This is a genomic window from Vibrio sp. 10N.286.55.E10 (assembly GCF_002872555.1).
Classification (GTDB): Bacteria; Pseudomonadota; Gammaproteobacteria; order Enterobacterales; family Vibrionaceae; genus Vibrio; species Vibrio crassostreae.
This window is the reverse complement of the sequence record NZ_MCSD01000035.1, coordinates 86,263-106,418: the sequence shown is the minus strand read 5'-3', so window position 1 is coordinate 106,418 and position 20,156 is coordinate 86,263. Positions and strand designations below refer to the sequence as shown.

The 20,156-nt window shown below is 45.1% G+C and carries 25 protein-coding genes; 7 read left to right on the top strand and 18 right to left on the bottom strand.

Annotated features, from left to right (window positions below; genetic code table 11):
- Position 1 precedes the first annotated feature (1 nt).
- Positions 2–1,210, bottom strand: a complete 1,209-nt coding sequence (locus BCV39_RS17050) for an MFS transporter (protein ID WP_102432133.1) — start codon at positions 1,208–1,210, stop codon at positions 2–4.
- 107 nt (positions 1,211–1,317) lie between these two features.
- Positions 1,318–2,001: an SDR family oxidoreductase gene (locus BCV39_RS17045; RefSeq protein ID WP_102432132.1), complete on the bottom strand. Its 684-nt coding sequence runs from the start codon at positions 1,999–2,001 to the stop codon at positions 1,318–1,320.
- A 116-nt stretch (positions 2,002–2,117) separates the two neighbouring features.
- On the opposite strand from BCV39_RS17045, the gene BCV39_RS17040 reads away from it, so the two are divergent.
- From BCV39_RS17040 to BCV39_RS17025, 4 genes are all read left to right on the top strand, one after another.
- Positions 2,118–3,053 carry a LysR family transcriptional regulator gene (locus BCV39_RS17040; RefSeq protein WP_102432131.1) on the top strand — a complete coding sequence of 312 codons (936 nt, stop codon included), beginning with the start codon at positions 2,118–2,120 and terminating at the stop codon, positions 3,051–3,053.
- A gap of 108 nt (positions 3,054–3,161) precedes the next feature.
- Positions 3,162–3,554 carry a GFA family protein gene (locus BCV39_RS17035; RefSeq protein ID WP_017070209.1) on the top strand — a complete coding sequence of 131 codons (393 nt, stop codon included), beginning with the start codon at positions 3,162–3,164 and terminating at the stop codon, positions 3,552–3,554.
- Between the two features lie 29 nt (positions 3,555–3,583).
- Positions 3,584–4,069 carry an OsmC family protein gene (locus tag BCV39_RS17030; RefSeq protein ID WP_061015870.1) on the top strand — a complete coding sequence of 162 codons (486 nt, stop codon included), beginning with the start codon at positions 3,584–3,586 and terminating at the stop codon, positions 4,067–4,069.
- Positions 4,070–4,165: 96 nt separating this feature from the next.
- Positions 4,166–4,510, top strand: coding sequence for a ribosome recycling factor family protein (locus BCV39_RS17025; protein WP_061015868.1), 345 nt, complete (start codon positions 4,166–4,168; stop codon positions 4,508–4,510).
- Positions 4,511–4,645: 135 nt separating this feature from the next.
- Here the strand turns inward: BCV39_RS17025 and BCV39_RS17020 are convergent, their stop codons facing one another.
- The 15 genes from BCV39_RS17020 to BCV39_RS16950 form a co-directional block, all read right to left on the bottom strand.
- The gene (locus BCV39_RS17020) at positions 4,646–4,885 is read right to left on the bottom strand and encodes an RNA-binding protein (RefSeq protein ID WP_017057644.1); all 240 of its coding nucleotides are present in this window, start codon (positions 4,883–4,885) and stop codon (positions 4,646–4,648) included.
- A gap of 131 nt (positions 4,886–5,016) precedes the next feature.
- The gene (locus tag BCV39_RS17015) at positions 5,017–5,280 is read right to left on the bottom strand and encodes a hypothetical protein (RefSeq protein ID WP_017061275.1); all 264 of its coding nucleotides are present in this window, start codon (positions 5,278–5,280) and stop codon (positions 5,017–5,019) included.
- Positions 5,281–5,506: 226 nt separating this feature from the next.
- Positions 5,507–6,049, bottom strand: a complete 543-nt coding sequence (locus BCV39_RS17010) for a DUF3833 domain-containing protein (RefSeq protein ID WP_102432130.1) — start codon at positions 6,047–6,049, stop codon at positions 5,507–5,509.
- Entirely contained in the window at positions 6,046–6,621 is a 576-nt protein-coding gene (locus BCV39_RS17005) for a chalcone isomerase family protein (RefSeq protein ID WP_102432129.1), read from the bottom strand. Before BCV39_RS17005 ends, BCV39_RS17010 begins: the two co-directional genes overlap by 4 nt.
- A 3-nt stretch (positions 6,622–6,624) precedes the next feature.
- The gene (locus tag BCV39_RS17000) at positions 6,625–7,146 is read right to left on the bottom strand and encodes a DUF2878 domain-containing protein (protein WP_048663953.1); all 522 of its coding nucleotides are present in this window, start codon (positions 7,144–7,146) and stop codon (positions 6,625–6,627) included.
- On the bottom strand, positions 7,124–8,404 hold the full coding sequence (locus BCV39_RS16995) for a cyclopropane-fatty-acyl-phospholipid synthase family protein (protein ID WP_061015859.1): 1,281 nt from the start codon (positions 8,402–8,404) through the stop codon (positions 7,124–7,126). The genes BCV39_RS17000 and BCV39_RS16995 overlap by 23 nt, the downstream gene beginning before the upstream one ends.
- A 105-nt stretch (positions 8,405–8,509) precedes the next feature.
- Positions 8,510–9,316 (bottom strand): DUF1365 domain-containing protein, encoded by an 807-nt coding sequence (locus BCV39_RS16990; protein ID WP_102432128.1) that lies wholly within the window; start codon positions 9,314–9,316, stop codon positions 8,510–8,512.
- Positions 9,313–10,584 (bottom strand): FAD-dependent oxidoreductase, encoded by a 1,272-nt coding sequence (locus tag BCV39_RS16985; protein WP_102432127.1) that lies wholly within the window; start codon positions 10,582–10,584, stop codon positions 9,313–9,315. The genes BCV39_RS16990 and BCV39_RS16985 overlap by 4 nt, the downstream gene beginning before the upstream one ends.
- 2 nt (positions 10,585–10,586) lie before the next feature.
- Positions 10,587–11,318 carry an SDR family NAD(P)-dependent oxidoreductase gene (locus tag BCV39_RS16980; RefSeq protein WP_048660594.1) on the bottom strand — a complete coding sequence of 244 codons (732 nt, stop codon included), beginning with the start codon at positions 11,316–11,318 and terminating at the stop codon, positions 10,587–10,589.
- On the bottom strand, positions 11,318–11,749 hold the full coding sequence (locus BCV39_RS16975; protein ID WP_048660595.1) for a nuclear transport factor 2 family protein: 432 nt from the start codon (positions 11,747–11,749) through the stop codon (positions 11,318–11,320). Before BCV39_RS16975 ends, BCV39_RS16980 begins: the two co-directional genes overlap by 1 nt.
- Before the next feature lie 14 nt (positions 11,750–11,763).
- Positions 11,764–13,194, bottom strand: coding sequence for a deoxyribodipyrimidine photo-lyase (gene phrB, locus BCV39_RS16970; RefSeq protein WP_102432126.1), 1,431 nt, complete (start codon positions 13,192–13,194; stop codon positions 11,764–11,766).
- Positions 13,191–14,138 (bottom strand): DUF523 and DUF1722 domain-containing protein, encoded by a 948-nt coding sequence (locus BCV39_RS16965; protein ID WP_102432125.1) that lies wholly within the window; start codon positions 14,136–14,138, stop codon positions 13,191–13,193. Before BCV39_RS16965 ends, phrB begins: the two co-directional genes overlap by 4 nt.
- 144 nt (positions 14,139–14,282) lie before the next feature.
- Positions 14,283–14,963: a ChrR family anti-sigma-E factor gene (locus BCV39_RS16960; protein WP_048663946.1), complete on the bottom strand. Its 681-nt coding sequence runs from the start codon at positions 14,961–14,963 to the stop codon at positions 14,283–14,285.
- Positions 14,956–15,603 (bottom strand): sigma-70 family RNA polymerase sigma factor, encoded by a 648-nt coding sequence (locus BCV39_RS16955; protein WP_102432124.1) that lies wholly within the window; start codon positions 15,601–15,603, stop codon positions 14,956–14,958. Before BCV39_RS16955 ends, BCV39_RS16960 begins: the two co-directional genes overlap by 8 nt.
- 110 nt (positions 15,604–15,713) lie before the next feature.
- Positions 15,714–16,334: an LON peptidase substrate-binding domain-containing protein gene (locus tag BCV39_RS16950; RefSeq protein ID WP_102432123.1), complete on the bottom strand. Its 621-nt coding sequence runs from the start codon at positions 16,332–16,334 to the stop codon at positions 15,714–15,716.
- 252 nt (positions 16,335–16,586) lie between these two features.
- Here BCV39_RS16950 and BCV39_RS16945 point away from each other — a divergent pair, with 252 nt between their 5' ends.
- The gene (locus BCV39_RS16945; RefSeq protein ID WP_017070218.1) at positions 16,587–16,973 is read left to right on the top strand and encodes a tautomerase family protein; all 387 of its coding nucleotides are present in this window, start codon (positions 16,587–16,589) and stop codon (positions 16,971–16,973) included.
- 111 nt (positions 16,974–17,084) lie between these two features.
- Here BCV39_RS16945 and BCV39_RS16940 read toward each other — a convergent pair whose 3' ends face one another.
- A complete protein-coding gene (locus BCV39_RS16940; RefSeq protein WP_102432122.1) occupies positions 17,085–17,882 on the bottom strand; it encodes a DUF4344 domain-containing metallopeptidase in 798 nt (265 codons plus the stop codon).
- A gap of 326 nt (positions 17,883–18,208) precedes the next feature.
- On the opposite strand from BCV39_RS16940, the gene BCV39_RS16935 reads away from it, so the two are divergent.
- Complete coding sequence (locus tag BCV39_RS16935; protein WP_017060971.1) at positions 18,209–18,565, top strand: YibL family ribosome-associated protein; 357 nt, start codon at positions 18,209–18,211, stop codon at positions 18,563–18,565.
- A gap of 316 nt (positions 18,566–18,881) precedes the next feature.
- Positions 18,882–20,108 (top strand): sodium/glutamate symporter, encoded by a 1,227-nt coding sequence (gene gltS / locus BCV39_RS16930; protein ID WP_048660602.1) that lies wholly within the window; start codon positions 18,882–18,884, stop codon positions 20,106–20,108.
- Positions 20,109–20,156: the final 48 nt, after the last annotated feature.

The following is a 20,156-nucleotide window of genomic DNA, read 5'->3' as shown; positions in this document are numbered from 1 at the left end:
ACTATTTCGATTCCGCAGGGCTGAAGATAGAGTCGTTTTGTGGCTTTTCAGCTCGGTTGGCTTTTGCAATAAGCAACAAACCAATCACAGGGACAACAACGGCTGCGAATGGAATCATTCCTGCGCCTAGTTGGCTGTCGAGTACCATGCCGCCTAGGAAGCCACCGAAGGCATTAGCCAAGTTAAAGGCTGAGATATTCGCGGTTGCTGCTAGCTCTTGCCCTTCGCCACCGTGGTTCATTACTCGAAGCTGCATAGCAGGAACGTTGGCAAATGATGCAATACCAAAGACAAATGAAGCTGCAACGAATAGGATTTTGTTGTCGACAACAAGGCCAACCACTACTAATGAAACGATCATCGCGATAGCCCAAAACATCGATGCTTTGCCTAAATCTTTGTCAGAAGAGCGTCCGCCCAAGGTGTTACCGATGATTAAGCCGACACCAACAATCACTAAGATCCAAGTGACTGATTCTTGACCGTAACCTGTGATGTGCATGGCGATAGGCGCAAGGTAGCCGTAAAGCGTCATGAAGCCAGACCAAGCAAAAGCGGTGATCGCCAAGCTGATGAGAAGCATTGGATTTTTGAATGCCAACAGCTGAGTTTTGATGTCTTTCGCTTCGCTGTGACCTGAAGATTTTATTGACGTTAAGATTGAAATCATGGCGATGGTGCCAAGTGCAGCCACGGTAAAGAAAGTGGTGTGCCAACCGAATTGCAAGCTTACCCAAGTACCTGCGGGAACCCCAAGAACGTTAGCGAGCGTTAAGCCAGCGAACATCTGACCAACAGCACGACCAGCCATTTTCTCAGACACTAAATTGGTCGCGACAACTGCACCTATGCCATAGAAAGGACCTTGCACTAAGCCTGCAATAACGCGGCTTGCAAGTAGAAGTGGGTAGCTAGGAGCTAAGGCTGACAAGATATTGCCGATGATGAACAAAGCCATTAAGCCAATCAGTACCATCTTCTTGTTAAAACGTGCGAGGTAGATGGTTAAGATCGGGCCACCAATAACGATAGCCAATGCGTAAGCACTGATTAGGTATCCGGCTTGACCTTCGGTGATCGAAAGGGATGTGGCAATTTGTGGAAGGATGCCTGCAATAACAAACTCAGCGGTGCCGATGGCAAAAGCTGCGAGTGTCAGTATCCAAACTTGGAATGGGATCTTTTCTTTATGGATCGCTTCTGATTTCATAGTGAAGTACCTGTGTTAATTCTTGTTTGTTAGGACGTTTACATACACGCCCTAACGATTGTTCTTTGCTTCTTTGCTTCTTTGCTTCTTTGCTTCTTTGCGAAGTGTTAGCCGAGTAGAGCACCGCCATCGATGTCGATGACTGACCCCGTTACGTATGGGTTGTTGATCGCGAATAGATAGCCCATTGCGATATCTTTAGCCTCTCCGACTTTGCCTGCTGGTAGGTTGTTTTTCGCGTTGTCGTACATGGTTGAGCGAGCTGAATCGTCCATGTTTTTGTAAGCCTCGGTCATGGTAAGGCCGGGGCTGACTGCGTTGACTCGAATCGGTGATAGTTCTTTGGCAAGCACCTTAGTTACGCTCTCTAGCGCGGCATTAATCGCGGTTTTTACGTAAGTACCAGCAACCACTTTGCGTGACAGCATGCCCGTGGTTAGTGTGATTGAGCCGTTTGGAGTCATGTAACGTGCGGCGTGCTTGGCTACGTTTAAGCTTCCCCAAAACTTGGTATCAAATGCTGCTTTTGCGTCTGCGATAGCAACGTCTGTCACTTTTCCTGCGGGAGCGTATGACCCCGCGGTTATCATCAAGTGATCAAAGGCACCAATCGATTCGAAGTATTCACAAACCGATTTCTCATTGCTGATATCAACGCCGGTGTGTCGGCTGGCAATGTGTACTGTGTTGTCTTCGTTTCTCAATTGCATTGCTAATGCTTTGCCGATACCTGATGTTCCACCAATGATGACGAATGTGTGCTTTTCTTGGTTTGTAAGTTCGTTGTTCATGTTCTGAATTCCTGCGTGTTCTGCTGATGGTTGTCATTATATTTATTCGACTAAATTTGATAATTGGTTAAAATATGAAATCATTATTCGGATTAACTGAATAGCAGGAGAGGTGAATGGACAAGTTTTCAGATATGGCGATGTTCGTGAGCATTGTTAAGCATCGCGGGTTAGCTGCGGCGGGGCGAGAGTTAGGGCTTTCTCCTGCGACCATGACAGCAAGGCTTCAGGCGTTGGAAGAGCGATATGGTGTGAAACTGCTGAACCGAAGCACAAGACATGTGTCTTTAACTGACTCTGGGGAGCTGTATCACAAGGCGTGTCTGGAGATATTGGATAATGTCAGCGAGGCTGAAAACCTGATTCAAAATGGCGTCAAAGAAGTTAAAGGCCCACTAAAGATTGCGGCACCTAAAGACATCGGAAAGCAGTACATCCTTCCTATTTTGTCGGAATTTTGTCAGCAGTATCCAGACGTTATTCCCTACCTGTATTTGAACGATAACCTATCGAATATCGCCGAATCAGGCATGGACATCGTGATCCGCTACGGTGAATTGGTTGATAGTAGTTTGATCTCTAGACGCTTATCACCAAGCCGACGAGTGCTATGTGCGTCCCCAGAATATCTCGCCAAACACGGCACGCCGATCAAGCCACAAGATTTGGTTGAACATGACTGTTTGGCTATGCTGCGCAGCAATGAAGAACTTAAAACATGGCACTTTCAAGATCATGATATGAAGAAGGCTGTGACGGTTGTACCGAAGCGATTTTCAGACGATGGTGAAGTGATTCGATACTGGGCATTGCAAGGAGAAGGGATTGCGTTGAAGTCGGTACTCGATGTGCAAGATGACATCAATAACCAACGCCTTGTTACCCTGCTTAATGGCTACATGAAGAACTTTAACACCTCGACCTCTGTATCAAGCGCAGACTTGAATGTGGTGTACATCAGCAAGAAATATCAGCCGAAACGTATCCGACTCTTCTTAGATTATCTTCTTGAGAACTTTAGTGGTTTGGTCGAGAGATCAGACAAAGAGTAGACGCTTACCTACGTATGACGGATCTCTCGAACTCAGCGCCCGCTTACGGACAGAGATCATCGATCTGGTTATGATATCTGCAACATAAGGACGTGATTGGAGAGAGAAATGAAAGTCGTCGGTAACACGGTTATCCAACCTTTTCACAAAGCCACCTGCCACTGTGGTGCAGTTGAACTAGAACTCAGCCTACCCAACGGAATAGAAAAGCCGCGTCGATGTGATTGTTCTATCTGTCGTCGTAGAGGCGCGATTGTTGGCTCTGTTGCGCTTGATGGCATCAAGATCCTCAAAGGTGCAGAGCATCTCAAGCTTTATCAATTCAATACCAACACCGCGAAGCATTACTTCTGCTCAAACTGCGGTATCTATACCCATCATCAACGTCGCTCTAGCCCAAATGAATATGGGTTCAATATTGGTTGTTTAGAAGGGGTGAACCCTTTTGATATTGGAGATGTGGTGACCAATGATGGTGTCAATCATCCTGCTGATCGTTAATTTATTGAGCATTAAAAAGGGAAAGGATTATGTCTGAATATGGAGCGATCATTCGCTGGCAAAAATCAGAAGATGAAGCCTTTAGCGACAATCAATATAGCCGGGGCCATACATGGGAGTTTGATGGTGGCGTTATTGTACCTGCGTCGTCATCGCCTCATGTTGTGCCATTGCCACTCTCTGTTGAAGAGAATGTTGATCCAGAAGAAGCGTTTATTGCAGCACTTTCTAGCTGCCATATGCTGACTTTTTTGGGCATTGCTGCTAAACAAAAGTACGTAATTGAGTCTTACGTTGATGATGCGATAGGTGTACTTGAGGAAGATGAATCAGGCCGCTCATCGGTAACTAAGGTGACTCTGCGACCTGACATTGTGTTCTCAGGCACTAAGGTGCCAACCGCCAAACAACTCGACAAACTGCATCATTTTGCGCACAAAAACTGTTTTATCGCGAACTCGGTCAAGACAGAAATTGTGATAAGAACTGAGATCGTGCCAGAAATCATAGGGTAATCTTTCGTTACGCTTTGTTGTATAAGCTAGGGTGAACAATTATTTGCTGCGGTTGGTATAATACTGAGCCCAAGTGTCGAGTTTCTTATATAGGTTATGTTTAGCGTCCCTTTAAATAGTTTTGTTCATCGTGTGAGTGATAAAGGCCAAGTCATGGCTAATGCAGCTGAATGTGGATGTCAGTTGAAACGAGTTCGCCGTTCACGTAATTGGTTGCTGGTCGCTCAAGAAGATCAACTCGTTGAATTTAAAACGATGTTAACCCACGAAAAAGATGGTTGGATCGTCATTGCGATAGACAAAGTATTGCCTAAACCTGTGGTGTGTTTGGCTTCGCTGCTAGCGGCAACACCCTCGATGACGGTCGCTCAGCTGGTGATGGAGTCTGGATGTTCAATGGCAGAAGCAAGACGTGCCATTGATGAACACGAAGGACTCTAGGCGTATTCGAATAGTGTGAAAAGAGAATTGCAAGCAGCAAAAAGCCCGTAACGATATTGCGCTGGAAAACGTAATATCGTTACGGGCTTTATCATCTGTGCTGCTAAGCTATGCGGCTTATAAAGCGTGACTCGATTAAGAGTTAGCCACTTTTACACGAATCGTGTTTTTGCCAAGCTTAGTCATGTTCAGCTTGTTTAGTGCCGCTTTCGCTTCTTCGTGCTCTGGCATTTCAACAAAAGCAAAGCCTTTTGAGTCGCCAGTTTCTTGGTCTAAAACTAGGCTGCACTCTTTTACTGAACCGAACTCAGAAAATAGCACACGGATGTCTTGCTCAGAAGTAGAGCGCGATAGGTTACGAACTAGAAGTTTCATAATAAACCTTGAATATGAATTTACGCTGGGCATTGTCGCACATTTTTGTGCTCACCCTGACATAATAATTTAAGATCACGCTTGCTTGGTTTTACTACGCAGAGCCAGCGCTTTTGAGTAATCAAACGTGATTATTCGTCGTCGAACTGTTTGATCGTGAACGCGTCTTCGATTCGGTTAAGCTCTTCTTGTTCTTTTACTCGCTTCTCTTCTTGAAGAGTCGCTCTCGTTTCGTTGAAACGTTTTTTCTCGGACTTAGTCAGGAATTTTACAGCTTTTTTGTTGGTCAGTGCGTAAGCAACTACGTCTTCACCTTTTTCTCTGCGGTCGTTTACGCGTTGTGAGAAACGTTCATTGTCGCGAGCTTTACGCTCCGCTGAGGTCAACTTGCTCATGCTTTAAAGCCTTTTCAATTATTCATGGTAGGGAATCTACGCTTAGCGAAACAAATGGGGACTGCTTAGTGTGAGTCTAGCCCATTTGCGTGCTGGTGGCGCATCTTAGCACAGAGGCTTGAGCTTGCAGGTATGCAATTCGCGGGAACAAACAAAACAGCCCACAATTTTCATTGTGGGCTGCGTGCAGAAGTGGCGAAGGCCAGAATCCGAAATGACAATTATATCAAATCTTCTCTATGTATAAGATGACCTCTCCGACTTTAAAGCCGAACTTGGACATCTCAGTTTTGTTGAACAAGCGTTTGTCGTCCATCAAGAACATCCAGTCATCTAGCACCACTTCATAGGTGCTGCCGTCTACTTCAATCTCTAAGTCGTATTTCCAATATAGAGCAGAACCTTGAGTCTCCCCATAAGCGGTTCCAACGACATCGTTGGCAGTCCCAGAGTAGGTGTTTTCGCCAGTTTTCATCAGGTTCCAAACGCGGGTTGATCGCTCGCCATCAGCAAAAGAGAACCACTCTTTTATCTCTCCGTTGTCACCGTCCCAAGTCGCGACCAGTTTGGCATCGAAGCGTCGCAGTAGGTTACCAGAGCGGTCGAGCACCATGCCGTAGGCCATTAGCTTGCCATTAAAAAAGGTTTCAAGCTTTAGCTCTGGCGTAGTGTCGACATGGTCCTCTAAACTTGCAGAACCACAACCTGCCAGCCAAGTGAGTGAAAAAAGTGCCAGAGCGAATTTTATTATTGTTGTTTTTGGATTCATTTGTTTAAACCTAAAAGTTGTTTACGTAGGCCGGGTTCGGATGTGTTCTCAGATAACCAAATCGCCAGAAATGCTTCGCCAAATTGTTTGTCTTGGATTACTCCGATAGGTTGCTCATCAAAGTAGAAGCGGCTGACATTATCTTCAGCGACACGTATGGTGAGAGTGCTTCCTGCTTCTACGTTCGGCCACATCGCGTATAACGGCTTCAACCAACGCTGAATACTGTTATTTGAGTAACCAAGCTTGTTCCATTGATCTTCGGTTGCATCGACTAAGTCTTTGCTGTCGATAGCGCGGTAATACTCGAGTTTCAGTGCGCGTTCTGAGTTGGTTGGTGTGGCATAAAATTCAGCAGAGTAGAGTGTCCAAAATAGGTAACTCATTTCGCCTTGGCCACGTTTATTTAAGTCATCGACCGCAGAGGCTTTAGTGTTTCCGGAAAATAACAGCGCAGCAAAAATTAACGAGAGAGTGATAAAGCTTAGAAGTGTGTTTTTTGCTTGCTGATGAGCGCGAACAATATCGCTCTCAGGTTTGAACGTTTGTGTCGGTTTGCGTGGATAAGCCATAAGTCACCTCGATATTGCCATTTTAGGTTGTACTAAGTTGGAGTAGGCGGCCACCAGTAAGGGCAACAAAATCCCCCAACTTATTGCAAGGGCAGCAACTACCGATGCATCTGGCCAAGTAGTCAGGAGGGCGCCTGCTTTGATGCCTCCCCAATAACTACTAGTACCTGCTACGAACCCTATGACAAACAAGATCACTTTTGAGCATTTTAAAAGCCAATTTAGGCTGTGGTTAAAACTGATTAAGAACATGATCCATAGGCAAACAAGCCACACTGGAAACCACGATTGATTAGCAATTGCAGAGTCGACGGCAAACACGCCGAAGTGAAAGAAGAGGCTATCAAGTAATAGCCCTAATGGTAATAAGATGAGTATCTTAAGATCGCTACTGCGAGTCGGTGATAGGAGGAAATGAACCACTACAATCAGTGGTGTGACGAACGGGGCTTGCGCGGTAAAGAAGGCACTGCAAACCCAGGTCGCTTGAAACAGTACGAGATTAATAATCCAAAACCGTTTCATCTTTTGCTCCAAAGTAACGAGGTTTTCTTGCGACTAAATGGTGAGTACTGATCACTCGCTCTTTGAATGCACCTTCACAGTAACAGAAGTAGAAGATCCATAAGCGCTTAAACTCTTCTGAATAGCCGAGAGACTCTAGTTCTTCCCAACTATTTTCAAAGGCGATGTTCCAGTCGTTAAGCGTTCGAGCATAGTGCAGACCAATGTCGTCAATTTCTTGAACCACAAGATCTGTACTAGTCGCAAGGTGTTGGGTCATCACTGAAACCGAAGGTAAACAGCCGCCGGGGAATATGTACTTCTGAATAAAGTCAACGCCCTTACGGTATTTATCGTAACGGCTGTCAGCAATCGTAATTGCTTGAATCAGCATCTTGCCTGAGGGCTTAAGTAGCGACGAACATTTTTCAAAGAAGGTTTGTAGATATTCATGGCCGACCGCTTCTATCATCTCGATAGAGACCAACTTGTCATACTCTCCTGTAAGGTTGCGATAATCCTCTTTAAGCAGGGTGATTTTGTCGGTTAAACCAAGTGCTTTGACTCTCTGTTCTGCAAGTGCGTGTTGGGCATCTGAGATTGTGGTGGTAGTGACATGACAACCGTAGTGTTGCGCCATGAAGATGGCTAAGCCACCCCAGCCAGTGCCTATCTCAACCACGCTATCCTTCTCAGACAACTCTAATCGCTCACAAATGGTTTTCATTTTGTTCTGTTGAGCTTTGGATAGGGTTTGTGCATCTTCGCTGTAGATAGCGGCAGAGTACTGCATCGAGCTATCTAAGAAGCGCTCATACAGCTCGTTGCCAATATCGTAGTGGGCGAGAATGTTGCGCTTGGAGCCTTGTTCGGTGTTGGCATTCTTACGACGCAGCAAGAGGTTTTTGATGCGAGAAATCCACTGTGTCTTGTCATCAAGTTCATCCAATTGGGCTTGGTTACGAGCCATGATTTGAATCACACGCGTCAGATTTGGACTGGTCCATTTGCCATCGATATAGGCTTCAGATGCCCCAATGCTGCCGTTGATAACGACATCTCTAAAAAAGGTCGCATCATGAATCACGATTCGACCTTTCAGTTCGGCTTCTCGATCACCAAATACTGAATGCTGGTCGCGCTCAATGATCTCAAGCGTCGCGAATTGTAGGCTTTCTAAAACCTTGAAAATTAAAGCTCGATATTTACAGTTGCTTGAAACAGCAACGGCTTTAGCTTGTTGTTCAATATTGTTGTTTTGTTTGGCAAGCTGTTCCATGTAAACCTCGCTGATAACTCATTCTAATATTTTGTGCCAACTAAGCTGAGTTTTGCTCCTTGATTGGAGCGAACCTAAGCTAGAATTGATTTCTGTTTTAAGCGCTTAAGATGTTGAGTCTGGATGCGCCACAAACGGTACTTTTTTCAGGAATAATTTGAGAGCCTGATAATAAATTCCCATCACGACTTTTATGGTCATAGCCGGAATCTTGAATACCGTTCGTCTAATGTTTGTCTTGGTTACTGACTGTTTGGTCAGGGCCAGTGTCGCATCGAAAAGCTTGTTGTCTCGGCGGCTTTCGATGTGAACTAACGTGCGTTTCGCTGGTGGCTTAATCTTCCAAAAATAAGTCATGTTCAAATCCATGAACGGCGAAACGTGAAACTCTTTTTTTACCTTCAACTCTTGGTGCATGTCGATCAGATAGTAGTGTCTTTCTCGCCAAGGCGTGTTACTCACTTCTGCCAACATGTATTTACAATCTCCAGTTTCGTCATAGCAGAAGAAACAGTTGATTGGGCTGAAATAGATGCCTAAACAACGGCACTGAGCCAGCATCGTCACACGGTTTGAATCAGACCAAACCCCACCAAGTTGTTGCACTTTGGAAGCTATACGTTGCTTAAGTGATTTTGGTTCATACGTAGTGACATTTTCTTTTTTTTCAGCGAGATAATCCGATTCTACAAAGCGAATCGGGTTATACCATCGAGTGCCGAACAGCGCACTGCGCGATGTGGTTTGGGGCAGTTCGTCAAGATCGAGCCCCATCATATACAGCTGATAGCTGAACTCATGTGTGATGTTGCCAAAGCGACGATGTCTGACGTTACCCCAATAGATACCGCTAAGTTCTTCACTTTTTTCGGATGCGATCCCCATCTCGGGTGTCAAGGTTTGGCTGCTCATTGCGCTGAACTCGTACTCAAATCCAAACCGAAGCGTTTGGTCACATCGAGTGCACTGTGGACACCGTCTTCATGGAACCCGTTATACCAATAAGCACCAGCAAAGTGAGTCTGGTTTTTGCCACAAATCTGCTCTCGTTTGTGCTGAGCTTCGACCGTGTTCGAATTAAGTACCGGGTGATGATAAACAAAGCTGCGAATGATTTTCTCTGGGTTGATGCTTTCGCTTTGATTCAAGGTGACACAGAAGGTGTCTTGGCTTTCGATGCCTTGCAGGATGTTCATGTTGTAAGTCACACAGGCTGGTCGTTTACTGTCGCCATCTAACATGTAGTTCCAACTTGCCCAAGCCAGCTTTCTGTCTGGTAATAAGCGTGTATCGGTGTGCAGAACCACTTCATTGCGGCTGTAAGGGATCTCGCCCAGTACCTGTTGCTCTTGTTCTGTCGCATCACCAAGCAGACGTAAGGCTTGGTCTGAGTGACAGGCAAAGATTACTTCGTCGAAGTTTTGCGTGCTGCCATCTTCAAATTCAACAGTGACGCCCGGTTCTTGGCGAGTGACTTGTTTAATCGATGTATTCAGTGCAACAGGCTTACTCAAGCGTGAAAGGATAATTTCAACGTAAGAGCGTGAACCTTTTGGAATCACATACCACTGAGGGCGGTTCGCGATATCGAGCAATCCGTGGTTGTAGAAAAACTGAACAAAGAATTTCAGCTCAAACTCTTCCATTTCCTCTAAGCTTGTCGACCAAATAGCCGCGCCCATCGGCAGAATGTAGTGCTGACTGAAAAAATCTGAAAATTGATTATCGCGTAGGAAACTGCCAAGGGTAACGTCTGGTGTGAATTCATTACTTTCAAACTGAGCCTTACACAGTTTGTTGAACTTGAGAATGTCAGACACTAAAGACCAGAACTGAGGTTTGAAGATGTTACTCCTTTGTGCGAATAACGAGTTAATGCTATGGCCGTTGTACTCAAACTTAGTAGTGGTGTTGTGGACGCTGAAGCTCATCTCTGTAGGTTGCCTTTCGACACCGAGTTGTTCCAGGAGCTGATTGAAATTCGGGTAGGTTCGATCGTTGAATACGATGAAACCTGTATCTATCGAAAACGCCGAGCCTTGATGTTCAATATCAACGGTCGCGGTGTGACCCCCAACATAATCGTTCTTTTCGAATACCGTTACGTCGTGGTGCTTATCTAATATGTGCGCGCAAGTGAGTCCAGAGATGCCTGAACCAATAATGGCGATTTTCTTCATTGTTATACCATCCTTGAAGCGAGTTTTTGCCAAACTGGAGTTGGAAGCATTCTTAGTAGCTTCATCAACATGATGAATCGTCTTGGGAAATCGATTTCACTCTTTCCTTGAGCGATACCATTTACGATTCTTTGAGTTGCGGCCTCACTACTAATAATCATAGGCATAGCGAACGTATTTCGCTCGGTTAATGGCGTTTCAACAAAGCCAGGGTGCACAATTGAGACATGAATGTTGTGCGTTGCCAGATCAACCGAAAGTGTTCTGCCTAAGTAGGTGAGGGCTGCCTTTGAAGCGCCATAAGCCTCGGCTCTAGGTAAAGGTAAAAAGCTGGCGCTGGAGCTGACTATAACCAAACGGCCGCCGGGCTTGATGTTTTTTAACCAGGCTTTAAGGGCGTAGCCAATTGAAATTAGGTTTATGTTGATGACGCGCTCGAAAAGTTCGGCATCAAAATTCAATGGGTCGTCGATGTATTCACAATCACCCGCATTTAGAATCAGCAGATCGAGCGGCTTGTCTTGGTCGAGTTCTGGGAAGTTGTGGTAATCGGTCAGATCGAAACAGAGCGGTGAAATGGATGAATGTGCGATGTCTGTATCGTGAGAATCAACTAAGGCCTGCAGTTTGTCTGGGTTGCGGCCACAAGCAATCACCTGATGCCCTTGCTGAGCGTAATCTTTAGCGAGGGATTGGCCGATACCTGAGGTCGCGCCTGTAATCATAATACGCATTATCGGCTCGCTCTCTTTTTGATGGATTTAATCGCGCAACCCAGTACTGGAATGTGTTCATACAACATAGAACCGACGTCGAGGTAGTCTCTGTGGTAAATCACCTGACCGTCGAACATCTTGAGGTGGCTGTGTCCTTGTACTTCGATCGGCTTTTGCCCATTTAGTTGCTTGTGAGCAAATTGCATCGTCCAGTAAACCGAAGCTTCATCGTTCACTTCGAAAGTGTGTTCAATGTGGAAGTAACAGCTCGTCACTTGGGTGTAGAGGTTCTCGAAGTAGTGAGTAAGCGCAGAAATACCGCTGACATGGTGCAGCGGATCTTGGAATTCAATATCAGGGTGATAAACCGTCTTCAGCACGTCGAAATTGTCTGTTCCGAGTTCTCGATACATGTTGAGAAAGTTATCAAGCCATAGAGAGTTATCCATAATATTCACTCTAATTATTTGAAGAAGGCTAAGGCTCTCAATCGTGCTTGTTTGTGCTCAACGATGGGTTGCCAGTATTCGCTGTCTATCCCGTTTTTAGCGATAAAGTCATGTGGAAAATGTACATGCTTATCAGGGATGTTTTGCAGCTCTGGTATGTACTTACGAATAAAAATTCCTTTTGGATCAAACTTTTCACTCTGGGTGATTGGATTGAAAATTCGAAAGTAAGGTTGAGCATCGCAGCCAGTACTTGAAGCCCACTGCCAGCCACCGTTGTTGGCGCTAAAGTCACCGTCGATAAGGTGCGACATAAAGAAACGCTCGCCCCAGCGCCAGTCAATAAGCAGGTGCTTGGTTAGGAAGCTTGCCACCACCATTCTTAGCCTGTTGTGCATCCAGCCCGTTTCAACCAGTTGACGCATGGCTGCATCAACCAATGGATATCCGGTTTTTCCTTCGCACCATGCTTTGAAGCTAGGGTGATCTTGATACCAGTCTAATCCATTGTATTTTTGCTGAAAGTTCGCTCCTTTAACCAGTTTAGGATGGTGGAACATCAAATGCTTATAAAAATCACGCCAAATCAATTCATTAAGCCAAGAAAAGGCCGGCAGCTGAGTATCAAACAACAAATCGGGTTGTTGCTGAATCAATTGAATCGCTAACCAACGTGGGCTCACGGCGCCTATCGCTAAATAAGGCGATAGCCCTGATGTTCCTTTAACTGAGGGAATGTCTCTCAGGCGCGCGTAGTCGTTGACTTTATTGCCTAAGAAATTGGGGATCACGCTGCCCAATACATCTTGGCTTAATGGCCAGCGGCTTGAATCAACACGCGGAAAGTCAAAATCATAGTCAGCGGAGATTCTTGAAGCTTTTAAGTCGTCAGGAAGTTGTGATTGTGGACGCTGTGTTTGTTGAAGCTTAGCGGGCACGATAGGAGCCGGGCTACAGATGATACCTTTCACCTGAACTTCTTTTAACCAAGCGTTCTTAAATGGCGTAAAGACTTTGAACATCTCGCCTTGTTTGTTAAGAACGCTACCTAATGGCAGCATAACGTCACAAGAGCTGATCTGAAGGTTTACCCCATTTGATATCAGTTGCTGGTCACGGGTTTGTTCATCTACCTCAGGTTCTGAATTTGCGTATACGCACTTAGCATCAAGTTGTTCGTATAATTCGATGAGCTGTCGGGCTTGGTCATCAAAATCGCTGGCTTTGAGATGCAGCAATGAAATCCCAAACTCAGCGAGTTGGGATTCGAGCTGTTTTAGGTGACGATAAATGAAATCGGCTTTGATGGGGGCAAGGTGGTGTTGCTGCCATTGCTGTGGTGTTGAAATAAAAACGGCGATAGACACGCCGTTTTCAACTGCCGCGACGAGCGCTGGGTTATCGTGAATCCGCAGGTCTCGTCGTATCCATAGAATGTTGCTCAATATCCGTATCTCAGTTTGAGTTCTTGTGGGTGAGGGTTTAGGTAAACCTGTGACTCTAAGTACTCGTTTGGGTACTCCATTAGGTAGTGGTTGATCAGTGTCAACGGCACTAGTAACGGAATTACGCCCTCTCTGAATGATGCGATCTGGTTGGTCAGCTCTTGTTTGTGAGCGCTACTCAGTTGTTTTTTAAAGTAACCCTGCAAATGATGCAGCGTATTGGCGTGGCTGCCTCGATTCGCGTGATGAGATAACGCCTTCATCAAGCCCTCGATATATTGAGCCGCCAATTCGTCGATGTCTAACTCATTACCCGCTAACAGTTTGCCTAAACTTTTGTATCCCTCAACGTGGTGACACATGACTAAATACTTGTGGGCGCTGTGGAACTGAATCAGCTTGTGTTTGGTCACACCTTCATCCACAAGGTCGAGCCATTTTTGGTAAGTGAATACTCGAGTCATGAAGTTCTCGCGCAAAATAGGGTCGTTAAGTCGCCCGTTTTCTTCAACAGGAAGTAACGGGTTAGCGTCCATGATCTGCTTAGTAAACATGCCAATACCAGTCGACTCAGAACCACGACCGTGGTGGTGGTACACTTTCACTCGCTCCATACCGCAAGTTGGGCTCTTTTGGCAAACAATGAATCCAGCAATGTGCTGATTGTTCTTCGAGTAGTTTTGACCGAACTCGATTAACTCATTGGTCACATCACCAGAACCGTCTGGACGGGAGACGTGAATGATATCGTCTAACATCCGAGTCTGGCGAATAGTTGGGCGAGGCGTTGGCAGACCAACGCCCATCTCTGGACAAACGGGTTCCAGCTCAACGTAGTCTGCTAGGTCGTCTGTGCAGAAGCGAGAACGTTTATGGCCAGTATCGAACCGAACTTTATGACCGGCGACACATGCACTAATGCCTATTTTTATTTTCTTATCCATTGGTCAATTCCTTACGCTCATTGCTCATTATTGTTTTTATATTATGTGGCTTGTTGCTTATTCCAGTTTACTTTAGTCCGGTTGTTACCTTTCCACCTAGCCAACGCTGTGCATCTTGTGATCTACCCGGTAAATCCTTCTTAACTAGTAAATGTATTTACCTAGTGGGTTGAACAGTTGGCTGACACCTTTAGTGAAGTACAAGGCATCACTTGAAACGGTCAAGCACACACAACCCTCTTTGGTCGCAGGTTGATGAGTGTGACTGCCATCTAGCCAGATGAAGTCGCCTTTGTTGTAGACGCCCATTTCGTCTTCGAAACTGCCTTCTAAAAGAAGTGTAATTTCGAAACCTTTGTGGGTGTGGCAAGGCACTTGTCCGTTTTTATCGATATGCAGCAAACTTGTGTGATGTGCTTCGTCATCGAAATCGAGTCTTGCGCGTGAAATTTTGCCTAGGTTCATCCAATCTTTTCTCGCCACCGAGTTCAGAGCGCGAGGAATAGTGAATGTGGTATCTGCAACGGTAACTTGCTCTACCTTTGGCTCAACTTCCACTGACTGAGATAAATCAGCAGTAATCTGCTCAATTGCATCAAAGTCGAAATCCATGTCGTCCATTGAAAAGCCGCCTGACTCTTCGTTCGTGAACGCAGGTTCTTTATCAAAGGCATTGTTCGCCGCCTCAGCGGTAAGCTGCTTAACCTGCTGTTGGCAATGTTCACACAGTTCTACGTGACTAGAAACAATCAATGAAACAGAGTCTGCAAGCGTGCCATCGACAAAATCTTTCAAAATTTCAGCATTTGGGTGATGTTTAATCATGGCTTTGTTCCCCCATGTGAACCTTAAGTTTGGCTAAAGCGAGTCTTAGACGTGATTTCACGGTTCCAAGTGGGACGCCAAGTTGCTGTGCAAGCTGTTCTTGAGAGAGCTCTTGAAAGTAAACACCTTTCACAATGGTTTTCTGAGCCAGAGGCAGCTTCTCTATTTGTGTCATTACGTGTCGACTCATCAAATGATCGCCAAACGGTAATTCATCACTTTGAGATTCCGCAACCATCGCGTCAATAGGCCAGATGTCGTCTGCGATTGTCTGTTCCGCTTTGGCTTTTACTTTGCGTAACATATCAAACGCAGCATTTCGCATGACGGTGTAGACCCAAGTCGTCGCAGCGCCCTTATCTTCATTGTAAAGGTGGGCTTTCTTCCAAACGTTAGTCATGGTGTCTTGAACCAGCTCGTTCGCAGCAGCTTCACCGCCTAACTTGCTGATTCCGAAACGCTTTATCTTGGGAGCAAAGAACTTGAACAAATAGGTAAATGCCTGCTTGTCTCGGACTGTACCAACTAATATCAACCAGCTTGAAAGCTCTGTTGGAACCTTGGATTCGGTCGTTGTTTTTTTGTCTGGGATAATGACATGCTCCTTGCCTTTCCCTGAACTTCTACTTTCGACTTGCATAGTAAATAACCATCATGCGAATTTGAGTGGCACTACGTGAAAGTTGAAGGCCGGGATCACTTTAATTTAAATTATTTTCCACTATACAAAATTATAGTGAAGAAAAGTGCTTATTGCCCCGTAATGATTTGATTCAAAAAAGGAACTAAAGAAGGAAAGCTAGCGGGCTCGGTGAACTCTGTTTTCTTTTCCAAAGGGATAGGCATCATTTCGAGTAGTCGCGCGCAAATCCATTGCGGGCTTTCGAAATCAGGAGTGGGGTAAAGGGTTCTTATCGAATCGTGGTCGCGAAACAGCTGAACCAAAAACGCTGTAAACACGTTAGGCACGTCGTAATCGTGAACCGGCCAATGGGGCAGTGGTCTGAATTTGCTTTTGATCAAGCCAGCAGTGTCTCTGTGAGAGGAGTGAAGCTGCACTAGCTGCTGGCCTTCCACATCGATTTCCAATATCTGATCATCAGCCATATTAAAGTCTACGATGGATACTTTTGTTCCCCAAGAGCTAAGGCGATCAGCGTTTACGTTGTCTTGAGTAGCAATGATAAAGCCATCGCCCTGCGCTGCGTGTGCGACCATCGCAAGGTATTTGGGCTCGAAAATGCGTAGCCTTTGACGACCTCTTGGTAACAGGAAGATGGGGAGCGGAAACACAGCGACTTCTAGCGAAGACTCTGCGGGTGTTTCTGGTTCGGCGTCTGTCCGTGTGGCCTTACTAGGTGAATTCGGCACATAGTACTCCTTAATTCAAATGTGATTTCAGAAGATATACGCCGGGATAGCGGTGTTCGATCAATTCGCTTCGACTTATGTTTGCAAAGGGATAAGTATTTTGTTGCACCTGTTCATAAATTCATTGTTTTTACCTTTTCTCACACGTGTCATTAGGTAGTATATGTACAAATAGTAAGCGAATGGGTGGTCGCTAGACGATGCTTCTATCTAACGTTCCTCTATACCTAACATCACATCAAAGGAATGGTCATGATTGTTATTTATGGTATCAAAGAGTGCTTAAATCCAATTAAGTTGCAACTATCAAACGTGTTGCAGCAGTGTTTAAACAGTGAAATGGGTTTACCTGATGACAAGCGCGCACATCGGTTTGTGCCATTGGAACGGGATGACTTCTTTTACCCGGAAGGAAGAACAGAAGCCTATACCGTCATTGAAATCAATATGATGGAAGGTCGAGCGGTGAACACCAAGAAACGCCTAATCAAGAAGATATTTTCTGAAATAGAAAAGCAGTTGGCTATCTCTCCGATTGATATTGAAATCACCATCAAAGAACAGCCATCGCACTGCTGGGGATTTCGAGGTATGACAGGCGATGAAGCTCAAGATCTTAAATATAAAGTGAAGGTCTAGGGCTTAAACTCTTAACTCTTAACTCTTAACACATAAGACTTAAGCCAACCTATCGAGTGGCGGCTTTGGAGTTTGATGCCAAAGCCGTTTTATCTCGTTCTTGACACACCTTTAAGTATCGTCACTCTCTTTTAAATACTGATGCCAATTTTCATTGATCACATCAAAATGCTCCACACAGAACTCTTTCCGATCTTTCAAATAGTCATTTTCCACTTCATCGAGCAAGTTCTTATAGGCATCAGGGTCGCTGCCATACACCAAGCATAAAGTAGAGAAGTAACGCTGCAGCTCGAAACTGTGCTCGTCGATGTATTCCCCTAAGTCGTAATATTCTGGGCGGTCTTCTGATTCGAAAGCGAACATGTCTGCTGCGCTGATCGCGGCATCGGCGCCATGTTCCACATAGTTAAGTAATAGGATGGTCGCTAGGTTGTCGACCGCATCTTCCTCTTTGCCCAAGATGGCAATCTTTTGGTCTTCAATATAAGCATGCCCTGCTTCGTGCAGCAGAGTGTGCAGTAAGGTATCGATAGCGCCAGTTTGCGCAGATTTCCCATACTCTTTTTCGTATTGGTTCTTCTCAAAGTAGTTAAGTGATTCAGCGTAAAAGCGGTAAGGGATCAGCACTTGATGGGTTTGTGGGTCGTAGAGCGGCCCGTCTTCTCCGCCATATTGAATGGTTAATGGCTTCTCAAACATGAAGAGTTGGTTTGATAGGTCGACCACTGTGTCATTAACGCCACTGATTTGAATCTCGCGTTTGAGTTGCTCTTCTTCGGCATTTTTCGGCGCAGAGTACTCGACGATTAGGTTATTTTGGGGTGTTTGTTCACTAGATGCATAAGTTGCGGCAAACATTGAAATCAGGGCTAGGCTGTAGGTCAATGTTCTTTTCAATAATGTCATCGGTTATCCTTGTGATTACGTTGCGAATCAGAGTCGTTGCAGGGGTGGATACCCCAAGCTGTGTACCCTGAGTTAGTTACTGCGTTAGAGTATAAGTTTAGACGGAATTTTGATGTATCGAGGACTGCAATTTTTGAGGTAGACGCTATCCTATCAATGAATAATCCGCTCAGAGGCTCGCCACAAAGAATAGGTAGCCTGAATGAACGGTATCGATGTGATTCGTTTCTGTTGGTAATTAACAGATAAATTTCGGTTCAAGTGAACCCTTGTGCTATACTCCGCGCCCCAATCCGAATTGGCTTGTTAAATCTTAGGAAATTATTATGAGTGTTAAAAACGAACTTCAACAAATTAACAACCGTCTAGACAAGTGTCGCCACAAGTTAGATGCTGCTAAAACTCGTAATGATCGTCCTGTTGTTCGTCAATTCGAGGAAGAGATTAAGAAGCTAACTAAGAAAATTGCCCAGCTTAAACACAAAGAAAGCTACGATGTGAACCAAGAGCGTAAGTCTTTGGTTGATATGCCATTTAGCCGTGAGATTACAAAAGCTGAGCAAGCGGATATGGGTAAACTTAAAAAGTCTGTTAAAGGACTCGTAATTGTTCACCCAATGACGAAGATCGGTAAAGAGCTTCGCATTGAGGTTATGACTGGTTACGCACCGAAAAAATTCTAATTACCAGCGATGGTAATGAAAGAGGAGCTAGTAATAGCTCCTTTTTGCTTTTTTAGGTCTTAAAAAAGCAGAGTCAGCGGCAAAATTACTCACGCCGCTTTTAACTTTTTGGAGGTGATTGTTGTCACAAATCCTTTTATCTCCTATAAAAGTTAACGAGCTACTAACATGGCACTAAGTGTTCGCAGTAATGTGTTCGCTTCTCGAATCTACAATTTCTCTCCAGTTTGCATAAATATAGGTAGAGCAGCACAGATAATTACAGATAAAACTAGACTCATTAAGGAAGATGAGAACGTAAAAAAATAGAGGTTATATGAATCAATTAATTTCAATTGGACCACTAGAATCCTTCCTAATCGCGATTAGTGTTTTGTTTCTAGGTCATTTCGTCAATGCAAAGCTTCCTGTTCTCAAAAAGTACAACATTCCAGAGCCCATTGTCGGCGGCTTGATTGTCGCTTTTGCTATTACAGCCCTGCACTTTAACGGCCTTGATCTAGAGTTTTCTTTGCCCTTGCAGAACACCTTTATGTTGATGTTCTTTGCAACGGTCGGCCTTGCGGCTAACTACACACAGCTGATGAAAGGTGGTGCTAAAGTATTCCTATTCTTAGGGGTAGCGTCGGTCTATATCATTATCCAAAACGGTGTAGGCGTAACCTTAGCAACGGCACTAGGCCTTGAACCCTTGATGGGTTTGATTGCTGGCTCTATCACGCTTTCGGGTGGCCACGGTACAGGCGCGGCTTGGTCGCAAACTTTTGCAGACACGTTTGGCATTGCAAATACGCTAGAAATCGCAATGGCTTCAGCGACCTTTGGTTTGATCATCGGTGGTATTATTGGTAGCCCAGTGGCGCAAAAGCTGATTGATAAAAACCAGCTTGAATCTGAGTACGGTACTGGCACGCAAACGCACGAACGCTTCCCTGAACTTGTTACTTACAACGAGTATGAAGAAGACAAAGTGACGGCGAAGAAGGTGATTGAAGTGTTGTTCATCCTTCTTATCTGTATCACAGGTGCGAAGTACCTAGAGCAGTGGGTGGCGACTTTTGAAATTTCTTGGTTGATGATTCCAGACTTTGTTTACGCGTTGTTTATCGGTGTGTTCATCACTAACGTGTTTGAAGTGACTAAACTGCATAAGACTGACAGCGAAACGGTCGATATTCTTGGTACGGTGTCATTGTCCCTGTTCCTAGCCATGGCGCTAATGAGCCTTAAGCTTTGGAACATCTTTGACCTTGCGATTCCGTTCTTGGCTATCCTTGCGGTTCAGGCGGTGGTGTTAGGTATCTTCTCTTACTTTGTGACGTTCAAAGTAATGGGTTCTAACTACGACGCAGCGGTTATGGCGGGTGGTCACTGTGGTTTTGGTCTAGGTGCGACACCGACAGCGGTAATGAACATGGGGTCTTTGGTGAATAGATTCGGTCCGTCGCCCCAAGCCTTCATGGTTGTCCCAATTGTTGGTGCCTTCTTTATCGATATCGTTAACCTGATTATTCTTCAAGGTTACATCTCGTTTATCGGTTAAAGTTCGCCTTTGTTTAAGTGCGGTAAGCTCATCGCACTAAGATGAATA